13 protein-coding genes and 4 pseudogenes are annotated in these 18,220 nt (G+C 65.9%); 11 read left to right on the top strand and 6 right to left on the bottom strand.

What is annotated here, in order from left to right; genetic code table 11:
• The 3 genes and pseudogenes from ACBY01_RS06300 to ACBY01_RS06290 all read left to right on the top strand — a co-directional run.
• A pseudogene (locus ACBY01_RS06300) lies at nt 1-102 on the top strand (IS481 family transposase); the annotation flags it as partial.
• A 2-nt stretch (nt 103-104) separates the two neighbouring features.
• Nucleotides 105-560 (top strand): annotated as a pseudogene (locus tag ACBY01_RS06295) (HipA domain-containing protein); the annotation flags it as partial.
• Nucleotides 541-1,002, top strand: coding sequence for a HipA domain-containing protein (locus ACBY01_RS06290; RefSeq protein WP_416459938.1), 462 nt, complete (start codon nt 541-543; stop codon nt 1,000-1,002). The pseudogene ACBY01_RS06295 and the gene ACBY01_RS06290, both read left to right, overlap by 20 nt.
• A 227-nt stretch (nt 1,003-1,229) precedes the next feature.
• Here ACBY01_RS06290 and ACBY01_RS06285 read toward each other — a convergent pair whose 3' ends face one another.
• Nucleotides 1,230-1,460 carry a DUF2274 domain-containing protein gene (locus ACBY01_RS06285; protein WP_416459932.1) on the bottom strand — a complete coding sequence of 77 codons (231 nt, stop codon included), beginning with the start codon at nt 1,458-1,460 and terminating at the stop codon, nt 1,230-1,232.
• Between the two features lies 1 nt (nt 1,461).
• A pseudogene (locus tag ACBY01_RS06280) lies at nt 1,462-2,103 on the bottom strand (TraB/TrbI/VirB10 family type IV secretion system protein); the annotation flags it as partial.
• 42 nt (nt 2,104-2,145) lie between these two features.
• On the opposite strand from ACBY01_RS06280, the pseudogene ACBY01_RS17195 reads away from it, so the two are divergent.
• From ACBY01_RS17195 to ACBY01_RS06250, 6 genes and pseudogenes are all read left to right on the top strand, one after another.
• Nucleotides 2,146-2,343: pseudogene (locus tag ACBY01_RS17195) on the top strand (TrbG/VirB9 family P-type conjugative transfer protein); the annotation flags it as partial.
• A 285-nt stretch (nt 2,344-2,628) separates the two neighbouring features.
• Entirely contained in the window at nt 2,629-5,061 is a 2,433-nt protein-coding gene (locus ACBY01_RS06270; RefSeq protein WP_416459930.1) for a TonB-dependent siderophore receptor, read from the top strand.
• 1 nt (nt 5,062) lies between these two features.
• Nucleotides 5,063-5,422, top strand: a complete 360-nt coding sequence (locus tag ACBY01_RS06265; RefSeq protein WP_416459929.1) for a hypothetical protein — start codon at nt 5,063-5,065, stop codon at nt 5,420-5,422.
• A complete protein-coding gene (locus ACBY01_RS06260) occupies nt 5,419-7,017 on the top strand; it encodes a PepSY-associated TM helix domain-containing protein (protein WP_416459928.1) in 1,599 nt (532 codons plus the stop codon). The genes ACBY01_RS06265 and ACBY01_RS06260 overlap by 4 nt, the downstream gene beginning before the upstream one ends.
• Nucleotides 7,017-7,355 (top strand): DUF3325 domain-containing protein, encoded by a 339-nt coding sequence (locus ACBY01_RS06255; RefSeq protein ID WP_416459927.1) that lies wholly within the window; start codon nt 7,017-7,019, stop codon nt 7,353-7,355. The genes ACBY01_RS06260 and ACBY01_RS06255 overlap by 1 nt, the downstream gene beginning before the upstream one ends.
• Nucleotides 7,330-8,184 (top strand): energy transducer TonB family protein, encoded by an 855-nt coding sequence (locus tag ACBY01_RS06250; RefSeq protein WP_416459926.1) that lies wholly within the window; start codon nt 7,330-7,332, stop codon nt 8,182-8,184. The genes ACBY01_RS06255 and ACBY01_RS06250 overlap by 26 nt, the downstream gene beginning before the upstream one ends.
• A gap of 183 nt (nt 8,185-8,367) precedes the next feature.
• Here the strand turns inward: ACBY01_RS06250 and kduI are convergent, their stop codons facing one another.
• From kduI to ACBY01_RS06230, 4 genes are all read right to left on the bottom strand, one after another.
• On the bottom strand, nt 8,368-9,210 hold the full coding sequence (kduI, locus tag ACBY01_RS06245) for a 5-dehydro-4-deoxy-D-glucuronate isomerase (protein WP_416459924.1): 843 nt from the start codon (nt 9,208-9,210) through the stop codon (nt 8,368-8,370).
• Between the two features lie 14 nt (nt 9,211-9,224).
• A complete protein-coding gene (locus ACBY01_RS06240) occupies nt 9,225-11,366 on the bottom strand; it encodes a CehA/McbA family metallohydrolase domain-containing protein (protein ID WP_416459922.1) in 2,142 nt (713 codons plus the stop codon).
• Nucleotides 11,367-11,466: 100 nt separating this feature from the next.
• Nucleotides 11,467-14,256, bottom strand: a complete 2,790-nt coding sequence (locus ACBY01_RS06235) for a TonB-dependent receptor (RefSeq protein ID WP_416459921.1) — start codon at nt 14,254-14,256, stop codon at nt 11,467-11,469.
• Nucleotides 14,257-14,360: 104 nt separating this feature from the next.
• Nucleotides 14,361-15,188, bottom strand: coding sequence for a FadR/GntR family transcriptional regulator (locus ACBY01_RS06230; RefSeq protein ID WP_416459920.1), 828 nt, complete (start codon nt 15,186-15,188; stop codon nt 14,361-14,363).
• A gap of 103 nt (nt 15,189-15,291) precedes the next feature.
• Here ACBY01_RS06230 and ACBY01_RS06225 point away from each other — a divergent pair, with 103 nt between their 5' ends.
• Nucleotides 15,292-16,215 (top strand): DUF4861 family protein, encoded by a 924-nt coding sequence (locus tag ACBY01_RS06225; RefSeq protein WP_416459919.1) that lies wholly within the window; start codon nt 15,292-15,294, stop codon nt 16,213-16,215.
• Between the two features lie 90 nt (nt 16,216-16,305).
• Nucleotides 16,306-18,213, top strand: coding sequence for a BCCT family transporter (locus tag ACBY01_RS06220; protein ID WP_416459918.1), 1,908 nt, complete (start codon nt 16,306-16,308; stop codon nt 18,211-18,213).
• The last annotated feature ends 7 nt before the right edge of the window (nt 18,214-18,220 follow it).

Genomic DNA, 18,220 nt, shown 5'->3' with positions numbered 1-18,220 from the left:
AGCGGCCTCACACCCTACGAATACATCGCCAAGCTCTGGACCTCAGAGCCAGAACGCTTCATCGTCAATCCGATCCACCAGATGCCGGGACTGAACACCTAGGGATCGACCCCGGCCAGGAGTTCCGGATTTCGATCGCCGGTGTCCAGGAGAAGACCGCGCTGCTGCGGCACGACGGCCGGTGGCTACGCCCGCTCGGCACGACCCCGACGACCCACATCCTCAAGCCACAGCTCGGCGAGATCCCGACATCCACCGGCATGGTCGACATGACCGCCAGTGTCGACAACGAGCATTACTGCCTGACGCTGCTGGGCGCCTTCGGCTTGCCGGTGGCGAAAACCGAGATCGTCACCTTTGGGGCGCGCCGCGCGCTGGTCGTCGAGCGGTTCGATCGCCAATGGCTCGCCGACGGCCGATTGCTGCGCGTTCCGCAGGAAGACTGCTGCCAGGCACTCGGCGTGCCATCCTCGCGCAAATATCAAAGCGAGGGCGGCCCTGCCGCGGCGGACATCATAAGATTGCTGGGCGGTAGCGACGATCCGACCGAGGATCAGGCGACATTCCTGTCGAGCCAGATCATCTTCTGGCTCATCGGCGCGACTGACGGACACGCGAAAAAACTTCAGCCTCTTCCTGCGTCCGGGCGGCGGCTTCAAGCTGACGCCCTTCTACGATGTCCTGAGCGTTCAAGGCGCTGTCGATCGCGGACAGTTGGCACGGAAGAGTTTCCGTTTGGCGATGTCGGCGGGCACGGGCCGCCATTACCGGATCGAGGAAGGCCTGGGCCGGCATTTCGTCCAAACCGCGAAGGCTGCGGGTATCGGCCGGACCCCCATCAACAAAGTCATCACCGACATTCGCGAAAAAGCCGTCACGGCCGCGGACGTCGCGCGAGAAACAATGCCGGACGACTTCGCCGACGACGTCCATGCCAGCGTCAAAGGGGCGATCGCAGGCCGTCTGGCACGTCTCGACACGGCATTCACGGAGCTCGGCTAATCGCCCGCCCAAACATGGCCTGTATGCCGGTCTCTTCTGCCATCATTATCGGTCAATCGCTCAAGCTGCTATACTGGACCAGCATAGCACGACCGACCTTCGTCTTTTTCGAGGTCGCCCGACTGGATAAGATCGCAGATCTGCGAGCGGCCGAGGCCCGTGATCCAGAACGCCACCGCCAAACGGACTCTCAACGGCTCGATCTTCTTTCCCCCATGCCCGCACGATCATCGTACGCCCCGAGCCTGCGCGTCGCGCTCGCGCATGAATACCCGATCGCTCTCGAGAAAGGCGGCAAGCATGGCAGGCACCAGGTCGGCGACCGGTTCCTCGACACCATAGGTGGCTACATAGACCGCTGCATAGGCCTGCAGCGCGGCCTGCAGGTCCGGCGTGATCGTGATCGTCAGCTTGACCGGCGTCCGGTCGGGCAGCTTGCCGAGTTTGAGATCGGCCATGTCAGTTCTCCCCGCCGCGCCATGGCGCGAGAATGAGATCACGGGTCACCAGCACGCGAACGGGCGCGCCGGGTCGGATCGTGATCGTGGGCTGGATATCGAGGTTGCGTTGGGTGATCTGGTCACCGGCCCGCGTGGCATTCGTCTGGGCAGACTGGCGGATCGCCTGTACTAGGTCGCCGTCGCCGCCGATCGACAGGTCGGACCCCACCCCTAGCAGGGTGGCGATCGTCACGCCCTTAAGCAGCGTCCAGGTGTGGAAGTCGACCTTGCCGACGAGCCCGGCATAGCCACTCGCGTCGGTCGCCGGCACGTTGTCCAGGCGGATGGAGCTACCGTCGGGCAGCACCAGGCGCTGCCATACGACCAGCGCGCGCCGCTGTCCGAACGCCACGACGCTGTCGTACTTGCCGATCAGCCGGGATCCCTGTGGCACGAGGAGGATGTTCCCCGTCACGCTGTCGAACACGTTCCGGGTAATCTGTGCCGTCACCATGCCGGGCAGGTCGGAATTGAGCCCGGTGATCAGGCTCGCCGGGATCACGCTGCCGGCAAGGAGGCTATTGGGCGACACAGGCGCAGCCAGCCCGCTCGCATTAAGATCGCTACCCGCATCTCGGGCCGCGGCGAACTGTTCCTTGCGCGTCGCCATCGCTGTTTGAGGTGCCGCTTGCGCGTCGGTGCCATCGGTGTCGCGAGCGGCGATACGGCGCGCTGGGTGATCGGTGACACGACCAGCGGCGCGGGCGACGGCAAGCAGGCGTATGTGCTGGTGAAACCCGTTGCGGCCGGTCTGCTGACGAACCTGGTCATCACGACCGATCGACGTGCCTACCACTTTCAGCTGGCCAGCACCGCGGCGACCGCCTTGTCGTCGATCCGCTGCAGCGATGCCGCTTGCCGAAGCGCGCCGGTTATCAGCGCCAATGCGTGCCAGCGGAAAGGCACGCCCAAATACCCGCGCGCCGTTACCTTTGATGTTGCGACGAAGTCGCATTAGCGTTAGCGGGCCCCGTGCGCCGACCAGCGTCAGTCGGATGAGGTCGATCCTCAGCCGCTGACACGGCGCTCGATTCACGTTTGGGGGAATAGAACAGTGCGGATCTTCAGGGGATCGTCAGCTGCCAGGCTGCGCGGGTGTGTAGCATCGTCTGCGATGGCGACGACAATGCTGGGGGCGGGTATGCTGATCGCCGCGCCTGCCGCCGCGCAGGCAAGCCAAAGCTACGACATCCCCGCCGGCGCCCTGTCCTCGGTTCTCGACCAGTATATCCAGACGAGCGGCATCACCGTCGTCTATGACACAGCCTTGATGACGGGCGTGTCCAGCCCCGGATTGAAGGGCAGCTACGGCCCGGGCGAGGCGCTGTCGCGCATCCTGGCCGGCAGCGGTCTCACCTATCGCCAGACCGCTTCGGGTGGGTTCGCGATCGAAGCGGCACCGCAGACGACGAGCGGCGAAGTCCGCTTGGACGCGGTACGCGTCGGAGCCGCCGGCGACGTTGACCTGATGACGAGTGCGTCGTCCGATCGCGGCCAGACGGAAGACACGGGTTCCTATTCCACCAACGCGGTGACGATCGGCAAAGGTGCCCGCTCGATCCGTGAAACGCCGCAATCCGTGAGCGTGATCACCCGCGCACGGCTCGACGATCAGAACCTGCGGACGGTGGACGATGCGTTGCTGAACGCTCCTGGCATCGTGGCCGAGCAGCAGAGCAGTCTCGAACGCGGCTTCTTCTCTCGCGGCTTCGCGATCACGACGATCCAGTACGACGGCGTTCCGACCGAGCGGAACAGCGGCTTTCTGACCAGTCCCGATCTGGCCGGCTACGATCGGGTGGAGGTCCTGCGCGGCCCGGCGGGGCTGTTCAACGGTGCCGGCCAGCCTGGGGCGACGATCAACCTCGTCCGCAAGCGGCCGACGAAGGAGCGGCAGCTGCATCTTCAAGCACGCGCCGGAAGCTGGGATTACAAGCGGGTAGATGCCGACACCAGCGTGCCGCTCAACGACAGCGGCTCGCTTCGCACCCGGCTCGTAGCCTCCTACGAGGATCGCGACTTCTTCTACGATTATGCGGATTCGAAGAAAGCGGTGCTGTACGGCATCGTCGAAGCCGATCTGGGCGCGAACACCATCCTGGGCTTCGGCGTCAATCACGAGGATCTGGACTCCATCCCGTTCTACACCGGGGTCCTGCGATATGCGGACGGCACGGACCTGGGACTGCCGCGATCGACCTATACCAACGGCAACTGGTCGACCCTGAACGTCGCGACCACCACGCTGTTCGCCGATCTGACCCATCAATTCGGCGCCAACTGGAAGCTGAAGCTGGGTGCGACGAAGATGCGGGAGAAGAACACCGGCTTCAGCGGTGCGGCCTGCTGCTCGATCGCGCTTGGGACTACGTCGGAGTCGACCACGACGGGCGCCACCTTCTCCGCCTTCGATCAGGGACTGATCGGCGATCAATGGGCGGTCGACGGCAATCTGACCGGCAGCTTCGAAGCGTTCGGCCAGAGCCACGACGTCTTGCTGGGCGCCAATTACGTACATCGCGACTATGACAACAACGGGCAGTCCTACCGGGGGCCTGCGTACAACCCGTTCACCTACGATCCCTACAGCTTCAACTACACGCCGTCGGAGTTCGCGCGACCGTTTTCCAGCACGACGAACCGGCTTGAGCAATGGGGCGTGTACGGATCGCTGCGACTGGCGCTCACCGAGCGGGCCAAGCTGCTGTTCGGCGGCCGCTTCAGCGCGTGGAAGACGCGAACGCGAAACCGCGTCACCGATGTGGTGACGACGCAATATAAGGAGAGCGGTCGCTTCACCCCCTATGTCGCGGCGACTTATGACGTGCTGTCGAACTGGACCGCCTATGCCAGCTATGCCCAGATCTTCCGGGCACAGTCCAACCAGTTCACTGCATCCGGCGATCCGCTCGATCCTGCGACCGGCGGCAATGCCGAAGCAGGGCTGAAGGGCGAACTGTTCGACAAGCGGGTGAACGCCACGATCGCGCTCTTCCGCACGATCGAGAAGGGGCGTTCTCAGCTGGATCCGGAGAACCCGGAACCGTGCGCCGGATCGCCGACCCTTGGCGCCTGCTACATTCAGGACGGCAAGGTGCGCAGCCAGGGTGTCGATTTGGAATTGACCGGCATGCTGACGCCGTCGTGGCAGATCGCCGCCGGCTACACGTTCAACGCGACCAAGTATCTGCGCGATCGCACGGGCAACGGCACGCCGACGTTGAACGAGCGGCAACCGCTTTCCACGTTCACGCCGAAGCACTTGCTGCGGCTGTGGACGTCGTATCAATTGCCGGGTGCAGCATCCGACTTCACCGTGGCGGGCGGCGTCAACTTCCAGACCAAGACGTACAAGCGCTCCTCGACGATCTACGTCGAACAGCCGTCCTATTCGGTCTGGTCCGGCCGCGTGAGCTATCAGGTCACCCCCGAACTGCGGGCGGCGCTCAACGTCAACAACATCTTCGACAAGAACTACTATCGGACGATCGGCACGACGTCGGGCAACTGGTACGGCGAGCCGCGCAACGCGATGCTCTCGCTCGAGGCGAAGTTCTGACGTGCGCGTCCCGCATAGCCCTGCCGGCGCTGGCGGCGGAGCGCCGACCCGCGCGACGACGCGCCGCGACACGGATCGCCGACGGCAGATTGCCGACATCGGTGCGCGGACCGTCGCGGCCAGCGTCGGCGGCTATGCGGTGACCGCTCTTACGACGGCGCTTCTTGCGCGTCTTCTGCCCTGGTCGAAGATCGAGGCGGCCATCGCGACGGGGACGTTTTCCTTCGTGCTCTACGTGACGATCGCCTGCTGGGCGTTCGCTGCGCGCAGTGCGTGGCGTTTCGGCGCCGTTCTGACGGGGATCTGCGCCGTTTTTGCTGCCATCTTCTGGTGGCCGTTCGATGGGGCGCTTCGGCCGTGAAGGAGACGCTGCGGCAGTCGATGGCGTGGCTTCACACCTGGTCGGGCCTGCTGCTCGGCTGGCTGATCTTCGCCATGTTCCTGACCGGAACGGCCAGCTACTTCCGCCCGGAGATCACCCGCTGGATGCAGCCGGAGACAGGGCAACCAGCAGCGTTGGCGGTGGCGGCGGCAACCGCGCAGGCGCACCTGACGAGGGTCGCGCCGGATGCGCGCAGCTGGCACATCGGCCTGCCCGACGAGCGCCAGTCGGTCATGCGTGTGTCCTGGCAGCCGCAGCCGAAGCCTGGCGAAAAGGAGGTCCGCGGACGCCGGGGGAGGGGTGGCGGCCGCGGCATGAGCGCCGATCTCGATCCCGGCACGGGCGCCGTCGTCGCGCCGCGCGACACCCGTGGCGGGGACTTTTTCTTCCGCGTCCATTACCAGATGCACTATATTCCGGTTCAGTACGGCGAATGGCTCGCCGGCGCGGCGGCGATGCTCATGCTGGCGGCGATCGTGTCGGGCGTGATCACGCACAAGCGCATCTTCGCCGACTTCTTCACCTTCCGGCCCAAGAAGGCGGCGCAGCGCGCCTGGCTGGATGCGCACAATCTGACCGCGGTGCTGGCGCTGCCCTTCCATCTCATGATCACCTACACGGGCCTGGTCTGCCTGATGCCCGCCCTGATGCCGTGGGGGATCAAGACGAACTTCCCGAGCGAGCGGGCCTATTATGCGGCGATGTTCCCGCGGTACGAAATGCCGGCGCGTACGGGGCAGGCTGCGCCTTTGATGCCCATTCCGCAGGTGATTGCGAAGGCGCAGGCGGTGTGGGGTGGCGGACGTCCCAAGATGATCATGGTCGAAAACCCGGGCGACAGCGCCGCGCGTGTCTCGGTCGTCCGCCACTCCGGGGACCAGTTGGCGCACGACGGCGGTCTGCTGCTGTTCGACGGCGTGAGCGGCGCGTTGCTCGCCGAGCCGCCGCGTCACGGCCCGGCCGTGGTGACCAACCACGTCCTGTTCGGGCTGCACATGGGACGGTTTTCCGCGCCGGTGCTGCGCTGGCTCTACTTCCTGTCCAGTCTTGCGGGCTGCGCGATGGTGGCGACCGGGCTGGTGCTGTGGACCGTCAAGCGGCGCAAGAACCTGCCCGATCCCGCGTGTCCGCACTTCGGTTTTCGTCTGGTGGAGCGGCTGAATATCGGTACGATCGCCGGCGTCCCGGCTGGCATGGCTGCCGTGCTGTGGGCCAACCGCCTGCTCCCGGTGGGGATGGAGGGCCGGGCCGCCTGGGAGGTCCACAGCTTCTTCATTACCTGGCCATTCATGATCCTCTATGCGTGCTTGCGCCCGGCGCGGCGCGCGTGGGTGGAGGGGCTTGCGCTTGCCGCAACGATGATCGCCGCCCTGCCGATCGTCAGTGCCATCACGGCGCCCAACCGCAGCCTCGTACGCAGCCTGATCAACGGCGACGCCGCGATGGTGGCGTTCGACCTGACCCTGCTGGCGCTCGGCGCGGGTCTGGCGTTCTGTGCGTACAAGGCCGGCGCGTATCAGCCGGCCGCGCGGCCGGTGCGGCGCCGTGCCGTTCACGCCGCGGCGGGTGTCTGATGCACCTCGCGACGCTGCTTTTCGCCTTTGCCGGCTTTACCGCCCTCTGTCTGGCGATGGACAAGCATCAACTCGAACTGCTTGGGGCTCGCCTGGGCCGTAGCGACACGCGGCTGTTGAGAAGCGCGGCCGTCGTCGCACTGACGGCCGCCTATGCATGTTCCGTGGCCGTCGCAGGATGGCGGTTCGGGTCGGTGGAGTGGGTCGGTGCGATCATGATCGCGGCCTTGGCGATGACCTTGATCCTTCCATATCGCCCGCGATGGATCGTTCGTCTCGCCGTGGGCGGCTGTGTCGTAGGAGTGCTGATCTGTGCCACCGCAGCTTTCGTTGAATGACCGATACGATGCGGATGAGGCTCGCTTCATGACGGCGGGTGCTTCGTTGCGCCGCGCGCTGCCGCCGGAGGGCGAGCCTGCACCCGGCGCTCGGACGGTTTCCGCCCCGGCGGCATGGGAGCGATCGTGCTATGCGGATCAGCCGGTAAGCCTTTCCACGCGCCTCCTCGGCGCGGGCGGGGTGGCCGGCGTGGCGGCCCTTCTCGCCGGTGCAGCCTTGCTCTCCTGGACGGCCCTGCAGACCCACGCAGTGCCATCGGCGCCGGCCCTCGCCATGTTCGATGTGGCGCCGCCCGCGCCGCCCCCCGCGCCGGCACGTGCGGTGCAGCCGGATCCTGAACCGGTCGAAAAGGTGCTGAAGCCGCTGCGATCCGAGCAGACCTTCGTCGAGCCCCCCGCCGTTCGGATTCCCACCGCCCATCCTATCGCCCCCGCGGCGGCGCCGTCCACGCCTGTGTCGATCCCGCTCGCCGCTCCACCGGTGACGGAAACGACCGCGCCGGAGGCTGCGCCGCTGCCGCCGGCCGCGACGCCGTCCAACGCGGCGCCAAACTGGCGGGGGCATGTTCTGGCCGCGCTCAACAAAGTCCGGCGCTACCCGCGCGACGCGAGCTTCCGTCGCCAGCAGGGCGTGCCATATATTCGCTTCACCATGAGCCGTAGTGGCAAGGTGCTGTCGGTTCAGCTGGAGCGCTCGTCAGGAGTTCGGTCGCTCGATCGGGAGGCGATGAGCCTCCCCAAGCGGGCGCAGCCGCTGCCGAAGCCACCGGAAGCGGTTCAGGGTGAGACAATCGAACTCGTCGTTCCGGTGGAGTTTTATATCACTTAGGACTGACGCAGAGTGCCTGTCCTTTTGGCGGCAATCGAGCGGATTGTCGCGGCCAGCGAGTAGTCCCGCGGAATGATAGGGGGAGTATTTTGGCGGCGTTATCTTCTGCTCCGGTTGGTCTTCCTCGAACCACAGAATGCTACGCGCCGCCGATCGTGAGTGCTGGCCTCGCGTCGAGGCGCGTTACGTCAGCTGGCGGGCATGCAGGCTGCTCATATCCTCATAATCCTGGTTCTCGCCTGCCATCACCCAGATGAAGCTATAGGCGCTTGTGCCCACCCCCATGTGGATCGACCAGGGCGGAGAGATGACGGCTTCGCCGTCCGCCACGACAAGATGCCGCGTGGCATCGTTCCGTCCCATGAAGTGCATCACCCGGCCACGTTCGGCATCATCGAGATCGAAGTAGAAATAGATTTCGCTGCGCCGCTCGTGCACGTGCGGCGGCATCGTGTTCCACACACTGCCCGGCTTGAGAACGGTCAAGCCCATCGCCAGCTGCGCGCTTTCGCATATGCCCGGGATGACGAGTTGGTGGATGGTGCGCTCGTTGGCTTCCTCCCGGCGGCCGCGAGCGATGGTTCGGGCGTTCGCGAGTGACAGCTTGCGCGTCCGAAACGCGCGGTGTGCGGGAGCCGAGGCGAGATAGAAGCGGGCACCGTCGCCGCGGAAGCGCACCTCGCGAGCCCCCATGGTCACGTACAGGCTGTCTCGCGCGGCGAGCGTGAACACTTCGCCGTCGACGACCACGCTCCCGTCGACGCGACCGACGTTGACGACCGCCAATTCGCGGCGTTCGAGAAACGGATGTCCGGCAGCGGACGGCGGCTCCGTCTGGTCGGGTAGCCCGACGCTGCCTCGTGCGACCAGCACGCCGCCGATCACCAGCCGATCCGCGTGCGTATAGTTGAGGACGCATTCGTTGGGGCGGAACAGGTTCGCGATAAGGTACCGATCGCGCAAATCGTCGTTGGACGCGCACGCCATCATGTCGGGATGCGTGCCGTGATAGATACGGTCGAACATGGCTGCTCCCGCGATTACTTCCCTGCGGAGAATACCGGCGGGGTGTAGGCGCCGTTGGTCGCGACGTCCCAGATCTCCATGCGCGCCCATGTGCGTCCGCGCAGGTCGACACGTTTTTCGAGGGTGCGGCGTCCGAACGGCGCGGTGTCGGTCAGCTCGATGCGCTCGCGATAGACTTGCTTGCCGTCGCCGCTGACGATCTCGGCAAAGCGGAGCGGAAAGGTCCATTCGACCTCTGCCCGCACGATCGCGTTGCGGCCGAAATCGACCTCCTCGCCGCTCTTGGCACCGTCGATGGTGAACTTGGGGATGAGCACCTCACCCGTGGTCGTGAAGAACTTGCCGCCGCGAAGCGCGTCCAGCACCGACGCCCAGCCCCCTGCATAACTCGGCAACGGCCCATCCAGACGCAGATAGTTGATGTTCATGTGCGCGTAGAGCTCGCTCTCTCGCGTGATCTGGAACACGTCGACTTCCCCTGGTGCGAACTTGCGCTCCGAAGGTTTCGCGGCCCAGTTGTTCATGTCGTCCAGCGTGTCGAGCACCCGCCAGCCGAGGCGAGGCCGGGAATAGTCGGCCGGCATGTTCTTCCACGCGCCGCCGAGGAAACGGTCGCTCTTGAAAAACGGCGTATCCTTGTGCTTGTCGGGGAAGCCAAGCGAACCCTTGATCCGCGGATGCGCGGTCCACATCAGCCCGTGCTCGGCTTCCATCAGCCGCAGCACATCGTCCTGCGAGCCGACGTGATAGACGTTGCCCAACGTTGGATCTTCCTCGACGAAGGGCTGCCCCTCCTTGCGATCCAGCGTCCAATAGACGGGCTTGGGGAAGAAGCTGAGCCAGTGGCCGCCCAGATAGACATTGGGCTCTTCCCCCGGCAGCAGCAGCAGCCTGTCGTCGGACAAGCGCTCCGTCTCGGCATGCATGGTCTTGAGGAGGGTGAGTCGATCGCCGGCACGATCGAGCGCCTCGCGCGGCAGGTGCAGTTCGGCGAGATGCACGATCTCGACGTTCATGTCCTTGAACCGCTTGACGAAGTCCGGCGTCTCCAGCCCTTCGGGCACTTGTGTCGATTGCTGGAACCGTGCCGTGTTGAGATAGGCCTCGGTGTGCTCGACATGATAATGGCTGGTGAAGGTCCGATGCCCCGCGATCGCCTTGAAGCGATCGTTGCGCGTGTAGCCTAGCGCCGCTTGCGTCACGCTTGCGGCATCTCCGCCGTCGGGAAGGAGGAATACGCCCATGTCCTGCATCGATCCGGGCGGCGCGTTGACCCAGGGCACCCAGCGCCGATCGCCCTCGAGCGTCTGACGCACGCCGAAGCCGGTGCGGCCGGCAAGGGCACGGTAATCGCTGCCGAACCATGCCGAATTGTCGTTGTTGGCGTAATCGAGCGGGTAATAATATTGGTGCGGGGGCGGCAGGATGCCCAGCGCACCGCCGGACGGTCCTTCCGCCACGATCATCCGCGCACGCACCTTCGGCGAGATCGCCGGCTTGCGCGATGCGTCCCCCTCCTTGCGGACGATCTGGTCCGTCATGTCGGTGAAGGCGATCGATCGCCAAGGCAGCGTGCCGGATGACGCGGTGCTGAGACCAGCATCGAACGTATAGGCGGTTGCCGGACGCTGGGTGGACAGGACCATCGCTGCGCGGATGAGCCGCGAGCCGGGATAGATGGTGAACTGATAGGTGCCGGAGAACGGCCCGGCGGCGGCACCGCCGACGATCACCTTGGTATAGCCGCCGTCTGCAACCACGCGGATGTCGCTGCGCGTGAGGGTCAGCGGAAAACTCTCGAACGGTCGCTGGCGCGGATTGTCGAAGAAGATCGTCCAGCCCTGCTTGAGGTCGCGGGTGCCGACCGTCACGACTCCTGCAGGGTCGACGCCGCCGAGCACGGTCTTGCCCGCGACCGACACCGCGCGGATGAGCGGCGTGCTCGGATCCAGCGAGAGTACGAGTTGCGCACGCTCTCCGTCGGCCGCGGGCCAGTCGATCGTCACGGAGCCCTGCGCGCGCGCGACCTGGACGCCGCCCGCAAGCGCGCGGCCGGGCCTGTGAAAGACGGTCGCCGGCGCCTGGGCCTGAGCCGCGTCGGGTCCGGCGACGCCGATCGCGGTCAGCGCCGTCGCCAGCGCTAGTCGGGCAAACATCCGCTTTGTATCCAAGCCATCCTCCTGTTTTCCGCTCTTTGTCGGAGCGTGTGCGGGTTGCGCCCGTCCCCGAGGCAGACCCTAGAGTGCGCCGCTTCGCTCAGAAGTTGAAGCGGACGCCGAGCGAGTAGGTAGTGTCGTCGTTCCGCACCTCGCGCACGAAGTCCGCACGCGATTCGAAGTTGCGCGTCCGCTGCCCGGTGATGTTCGTACCCGCCAAGCTCACGCTGATGTTCGGCGTGACGTCGTAGTTCAGGCCGAAATCCAGCCGACCGGCGGCGCGGATACCGTTCAGGCCGACGGGGATGGAGACCGGGCGTAGCGAGAGGCCGTTGGTGATGTCGCCATCGAAATATTGCGAGCGGTAGGTATAGATCGCGCGAGCCGAGATGCCGTATTTTTCGTAGATCAGCCCGGCGTTGAAGTTGTATTTGGACACGCCGAGCAGCGGCAGCCCCTCGAGCCGGTCGCCGGACGTCGTGACCTCGCTGTCGATGATCGTGAAGTTGCCGATCACGCCTGCGCCGTCGAGGCCTTCGGGCAGGAAATCGAGGAACAGCTGCCCGCCCACCTCGATGCCCTTGATCGTGGCGGAGCCCAGATTGCGCGGCGTCGAGATGACATATTGCAGACCGTCGATGGTACGCACCTCGGTACCGGAGATGATCCGGTCCTTGATGTCGCGATAGAAGCCGACCACCGAGAAGTAGTTGCTGCGGCCGAAGTAATATTCGAGCGAGGCGTCGAAGCTGTCCGCCATTTGCGGTTTGAGGTCCGGGTTGCCGCCCGATCCGGAGTTCTGGATCGTGTTCACATAGGACACGACGTAGCTCAGGCCCGGGTTCAACTGGCCGAAGCTGGGTCGCGACAGGGTCTTGGAATAGTTGAAGCGCGACTGAAGGCCGCCGCCGAACCGGATGCGCGCGCTCGCGTTCGGCAGCAGGTTGGTGTCGCTGGTCGACCGCTCGACCAGCACGACCCGCGACGTGCTCGTCGCCGGGTCCGTGACGCGACCCGATCCGGCGATGGTGCGATCGGTGCGGGTCAGGCGCGCGCCCACCATGCCGTCGATCGTGATCGTGTCGGTCAACGGTAGGGCGTAGCCCGCCTGCAGGAAGCCGGCATAGCTCTTCTCCTGCGCATCATAGTCGCGCGTCGGGTCGAAGGCCGGGGTGTCGGGCGAGATGCGGTAGAGGGTGCGTAGCTGCCGCTTGATCGAGTCCTGCACCAGATAGTTGGGGTCGATCTGCAGGAACGAGGCGCCGTCGTTCATCTGCGGCACCCCCGGTGCCTGCGACAGGATGTCGCTGGGCAGGCCGGCGGCGGACAGCGGGGTCGCGAACGAGCCGCCGGGTGCGGGCGGGCCGCCCAGATACTGCTCGAAGTTCGCCTTGCGCCGGGCGACGCGTACGCCCGCCTGGACGTAATCGAGGACGCCGTCGAAGTCGTATTTCACGTCGCTCATCACCGCCAGCAGCGTGCCGCGACTGCGGTTGATGTCCTCGGTCATGCCGTTGGCGAATGCCAGCCCCGCCGGGTCGTTCATCGGGTTGCCCGGCATCGTTGCCTGTACTTCGTGATCGACATCGCGGACCTGGATCAGTTCGGCAATGCGCTTGCCGATGTCGACGCGGAAGCTGTTGTTCCGATTGGTCGAGGTTTCGTACGACAGGTCGGTGTTCCAGGTGAGCGCGCCCATCTCCTTGTTGAAGCCGGTAGCGAACACATAGATGTCGGTGCGCGCCTTGTTGGCGACCGTTGCGGTGTAATATTCCAGGTTCCGCGCGGTGTAGCCGGTGGCGTTGCACAGTTCGCGGACGGTGCCGGTGCCGGTCGGATTGGTCGGGCTGCGGACGTTCCCCGAATAATAGCCGTCGGGACCCACCGCGAAATCCTCGCAGGTGTCGCCGGTGGTTGCTTCGAACGAGGTGCCGGTGAACGCGCGGAACGTCGGCCGCGCCTGGAAGACATTGCCGCGGTAGCCGGCGAACAGCCCCTCGGCATAAATCTTGGTGGTCGCGTCCGGCGCCCATTCGAACGACCAGTTTACCTGGGGGCGCTCATAGTGTCCGAATTCGATGGCGGCGGCGAAGCCGGTGGGGGCGTGCAGGTTCGGCGGCGATCCGGGAGGGCCGGCGCTGGTAGCGCGCGTCCAGTCGTTCCAGGCGATCGGACGGGCATATTCGTTCCGCTGATACGAAATGCCGACCATCGCGGCCACGTCGCCAATTCCCGTCGACCAGCGGTTCGCGACCAGCAGGCTGGCTGCCGGATTGAGCGTGTCGTCGGACCCGGCCTCCTGCAAATAGGTTGCCCGCGCGCTTCCAGCGATCGTCAGCTCCTTGAAATCCAGCGCCCGGCGTAGCCGCATGTCGACGCCGCCAGCGACGCCCCCCTCGATCCGCTCGGCCGAGTTGGACTTGTAGACGTCGACGCCCGCAAGCGCCTCTGCCGGCAGGTCCTGGAACGAGAAGCCGCGGCCGACGCCGGTGAAGATCTCGCGTCCGTTGAGCGTGGTGATGATGTCGTCGAGCCCGCGAATGCGCGCGCCCACGATCTCGTTGTTGCCGCCGACCACGACCTGGACGCCGGGAACCCGTTGCAGCGCGGAGGCGGTGGTCAGGTCGGGGAGCTTGCCGATGTCCTCGGCGACGATCGAGTCGACCACCGCAGCCGATTGGCGCTTGATCTCGGCGGCGCGCGCAAGGCTCTGGCGGATGCCGGTGACGACGATGTCGTTGGCTGCGTCGGGCGAGGTGCCCACCGCTGGTTCGGCGCCAATGTCCTGTCCGGATGCGGGGTCCTCCGCAGGGGCGGTCTGCGCGGCAGCGGCCGGCGCACACCCAATTAACGTGATCAGCGCCACCGAAGCGCGCAGGTTCGCCTTCATTGGACCTCTCCCTATAAGACATCATACAACTTAAGGCAAATTGTTGTTCTCTGCCGCGTAACTGTCGTTCGTGTATGTCGTTCGGTATCGAGTAAGCGGGTGCCTCAGCGCGCGGCGCTGTCGGCCGAAATCAGATCATGCAGTTCGCGGTGGCGCTTCAGGCTCTCGCTCATGTGGGCACGCGCGGCCGTGCGGGCGCCGTCGGCGTCGCCGCGGATGATCGCGTCGAGGATCGCTTCATGCTCCTCGCTGATCACCGCCTTGTAGGTCGCACCGGCGTAGGTCTGTCCTTGCCGCAGATAGAGCGAGCGTGGCGGAACCAGCCGTACGCCCAGAAAGTCGATCAGTTTGGCGTAATAGGTGTTCTTGCTCGCAAGGGCGATCGCGCCGTGGAAATCGACATCGGCCCTGACGGACTCCTCGACGCCGACGGCTGCTGCGGCCAGGATCTTGAGCTGGTGGCGCATGCTCATCAGGTCTACCTCGGTACGCCGTTCGGCCGCCAGCGCCGCCATCTCGGTTTCCACGCAGAGCCGCAGTTCCAGAAGCTGGATGACATCCTCCAGGCTCGCAACCTCGTCGCGGGTGATCTGGAATGCCTGGTAGCGTGCGGTCTCGCTGACGAAGAGGCCCTTGCCCTGGCGCGCCTCGACAAGACCTTCCGCGGCGAGCCGGGCGGTCGCTTCGCGGATCACCGTGCGGCTGACACCCAGCGTCTCGGCGAACTCGGCCGCTGTCGGCAACTGGGCGCCGGGCCATTGTGCGCCGGAAAGAATACTGCCGCGGATATGCTCGCATGCGGAATCGACCAGCGAGGGCCGTCGCTTGCGGGACAACGGCAACGTTTCCTGCACTGCGTCCGCACCCCCGAACTCCATTGCCAGCCTTTCTCGTCTCCCGTCTGTCCCCTCAAGATACATGTCGTCAGTCATATGACAACTGACTTTTTTGAGTTGCCATGGTAGGACGTGGCAAAACCTGGCGAGGCAGGGACGAGGGAGAGGAAGGATGGGAGCATGGACCGTTCGACAGCGGATGAAGGGATCGGTGGCGCTCGCCTTGCTCCTGGCCTTACCGTCCGTAGCCCAGGAGGTGGAGCCTGCTGGACTGCCGGCTGCAGCGGGAAGCCTTCCGGCACCCGACAGCCATGAAGCGCAGGCTGCCGTGGTGCAGGCCGGCTACCGCTTCGACGACCTGCTCTGGGAGAACGACCGCACCGCACACAGGATCTACGCCCGGGCGCTCGAAGCGGCGGAGCCTCCCTCTGGCTCGGGCGTGGATTCATGGGGCAAGAACGTCCGCTGGCCCTTCGCCGATCGGCAGCTGCGCAGCGGCGACCAGCACAGCTACCGGGGGGAGGGGCTCGACTTCTACAATGTCGGCACGACGCGCGGCGCGGGCGGCCTCGGCATCTGGCAGGACAACAAGCTGTGGACGTCGCGCAACTATGTTCGAAGCCGTATCCTGTCCGCGGGCGGCAAGGTCGCCGATTTCGAGGTCGACTATGCGCCCTGGCCGGTCAATGTGGGTCGCACGGTCTGGGAAACGCGGCGCTTCACGCTCCCGCTCGGCACCCATTTCACGCGCATGGTGTCGACGATCGCGTCGAACAGCCCCGCCCCGTTGCTGGTCGGGATCGGCATCGGCAAGCGGACCACCGGCCAGGGCGCCGGCGAGTTGACCGTCGATCGCTCCAAGGGCCTGCTCTCCTGGTGGGGACCGGAGGATGGCGATCACGGCCGCATGGCGATCGCGATCCGGGTGGATCCTGCCGCCATCGCCGAGGTGCGGGACGACGCGGACAACCATCTGGTGCTGCTGCGCGTCACCCCCGGCACGCCATTCGTCTACTATTCGGGTTCGGCCTGGACCAAGGGGCAGGGAGGGTTTCGCACGCGCGCTGCCTGGGACGCCTATGCTGCCCGGGAGACGCTGGACTTCCGACCTCCGAAAGCCTGACCCATCAGCCAAGGCAATGCATCGGGAGCGATGCGCCGCGGAGCGGATTCCGGTTTGGGGATCACGGCGATAGCGGCTAGACTTCACGCCATGCCTGAAACTCGAATGAACCCGCGCGTCTTCTGGGGCGCGTCCGCCGTGATCGCGGCATTGCTGGGCGGGACGCTGCTGATGCCGGGAACGGCGGACAGCGCGTTCAAGGCGGCGCAGAGCTGGGCGATCGACACGTTCGGCTGGTTCTACATCGCCGCGGTGGCGGTGTTCCTGGTCGTCGTGCTGGCGCTGGGGTTCGGTCCGGCGGGCAAGCTGAAGCTGGGGCCGGACGATTCCGAGCCCGACTTCCCCTATGTCTCGTGGCTGGCGATGCTGTTCGCCGCCGGCATGGGCATCGGGCTGATGTATTTCGCGGTGGCCGAGCCGATCCAGCACTATATCTCGCCGCCGGAGGCCGAGAGCGGCACGATCCTTGCCGCGCGCGAGGCGATGGCGATCACCTTCCACCACTATGGCGTGCACGCCTGGGCGATCTATGCGCTGGTGGGGATCAGTCTCGCCTACTTCACCTATCGCAAGGGCATGCCGCTGACGCTGCGGTCCGGGTTGTCGCCGATCCTGGGCAAGCGGATCAACGGTCCGCTGGGCGACGCGATCGACGTGTTCGCGGTGTGCGGCACCGTGTTCGGCGTGGCGACCTCGTTGGGCTTCGGCGTGTCGCAGATGACGGCGGGGCTCGCCTACAACTACGGCCTGCCCGACACGACGACGGCCAAGATCCTGGTGATCGCGTTCGTGATGGGCGCCGCCACGCTCTCGGTGCTGAGCGGCGCGGACCGCGGCATTCGCCGGCTGTCGGAGCTGAACCTGACGGTCGCGGTGCTGCTGATGCTGTTCGTGCTGGCGGTCGGCCCGACGCTGTTCCTCTTGCGCGCGCTGGTGCAGAATTTCGGCCTCTACCTCGACCATTTCGTCATGCGCACCTTCACGCTCTACGCCTATGAGCCGCGGGCGTGGATGGCGGATTGGACGCTGTTCTACTGGGCGTGGTGGATCGCCTGGTCGCCGTTCGTCGGCATGTTCATCGCGCGCATCTCGCGCGGGCGGACCATCCGCGAGTTCGTGACGGGCGTGCTGTTCGTGCCCACCGCCTTCACCTTCCTGTGGATGACGGTGTTCGGCAACACGGCGATTTCGCTCGACCTGGGGCTGGCGGGGGGCGGCATCGCCGACGCGGTCCAGGCGAACCTGTCGACGGCCTTGTTCAAGTTCCTGGAATATCTCCCCGCCGCCGGGGTCACCTCGGCGCTGGCGATCCTGCTGGTGGCGGTGTTCTTCGTCACCTCAGCCGATTCCGGCGCGCTGGTGATCGACACGCTGGCGTCGGGCGGCGCGGAGGAGACGCCGCGCTGGCAGCGGATGTACTGGTGCATCCTGCTGGGTACGACCGCGGCGCTGCTGCTGGTCGCGGGCGGGCTGGGCGCACTGCAGGCGGCGACGCTGCTCGCCGCGCTGCCGTTCTGCTTCATCATGCTGCTGCTCGCGGTGGGACTGGTCCGCCAGACCAACGCCGACCTGGCCGGCGTGACCCTGGAAGACGAGGCGCCGACCGTCGGCGAGCGGCTCAAGCGGCTGTTCGTGCCGGCCAGCAAGGCCGACATCGTCCGCCAGATCGACCGCAACGCCGTGCCCGCGCTGCAATCGGTGTGCGCCAGCATGGTGGAGCAGGGGTGGGCGAACAGCCATGTCGACCGTGACGACGACGGCGCGTCGCTGACGATCGCGCTGGGGGGCGAGCGGACGATGGTCTATCGCGTGATGCCGCGGTCGCGTCCGCTGGCCGCCTATACCGCGCTGGAGGCGCCGGAGACTCGCCGCAGCATGACGTGGATTCTGGGCGCGCAGACCAACGGCGCCGGCCGCTTCCACGACCTGACCGGCTTTTCCCTCGATCAGATCGCCGGCGACGTGCTGACCCAGCTGGAACGCTGGCGCGGGGCGTGAGGCAGCA

It is taken from the genome of Sphingomonas mangrovi, from assembly GCF_047975845.1.
In the GTDB taxonomy this organism is placed as follows: Bacteria; Pseudomonadota; Alphaproteobacteria; order Sphingomonadales; family Sphingomonadaceae; genus Sphingomonas.
This window is presented reverse-complemented; position numbering and strand designations above follow the sequence as displayed.

Coding starts and splice junctions, on each gene's coding strand:
- ACBY01_RS06285 (WP_416459932.1), bottom strand. CDS start 1,460: ATGGCCGATCTCAAACTCGGCAAGCTGCCCGACCGGACGCCGGTCAAG.
- ACBY01_RS06270 (WP_416459930.1), top strand. CDS start 2,629: ATGCTGGGGGCGGGTATGCTGATCGCCGCGCCTGCCGCCGCGCAGGCA.
- ACBY01_RS06255 (WP_416459927.1), top strand. CDS start 7,017: ATGCACCTCGCGACGCTGCTTTTCGCCTTTGCCGGCTTTACCGCCCTC.
- kduI (WP_416459924.1), bottom strand. CDS start 9,210: ATGTTCGACCGTATCTATCACGGCACGCATCCCGACATGATGGCGTGC.
- ACBY01_RS06240 (WP_416459922.1), bottom strand. CDS start 11,366: ATGTTTGCCCGACTAGCGCTGGCGACGGCGCTGACCGCGATCGGCGTC.
- ACBY01_RS06235 (WP_416459921.1), bottom strand. CDS start 14,256: ATGAAGGCGAACCTGCGCGCTTCGGTGGCGCTGATCACGTTAATTGGG.
- ACBY01_RS06230 (WP_416459920.1), bottom strand. CDS start 15,188: ATGACTGACGACATGTATCTTGAGGGGACAGACGGGAGACGAGAAAGG.
- ACBY01_RS06225 (WP_416459919.1), top strand. CDS start 15,292: ATGAAGGGATCGGTGGCGCTCGCCTTGCTCCTGGCCTTACCGTCCGTA.
- ACBY01_RS06220 (WP_416459918.1), top strand. CDS start 16,306: ATGCCTGAAACTCGAATGAACCCGCGCGTCTTCTGGGGCGCGTCCGCC.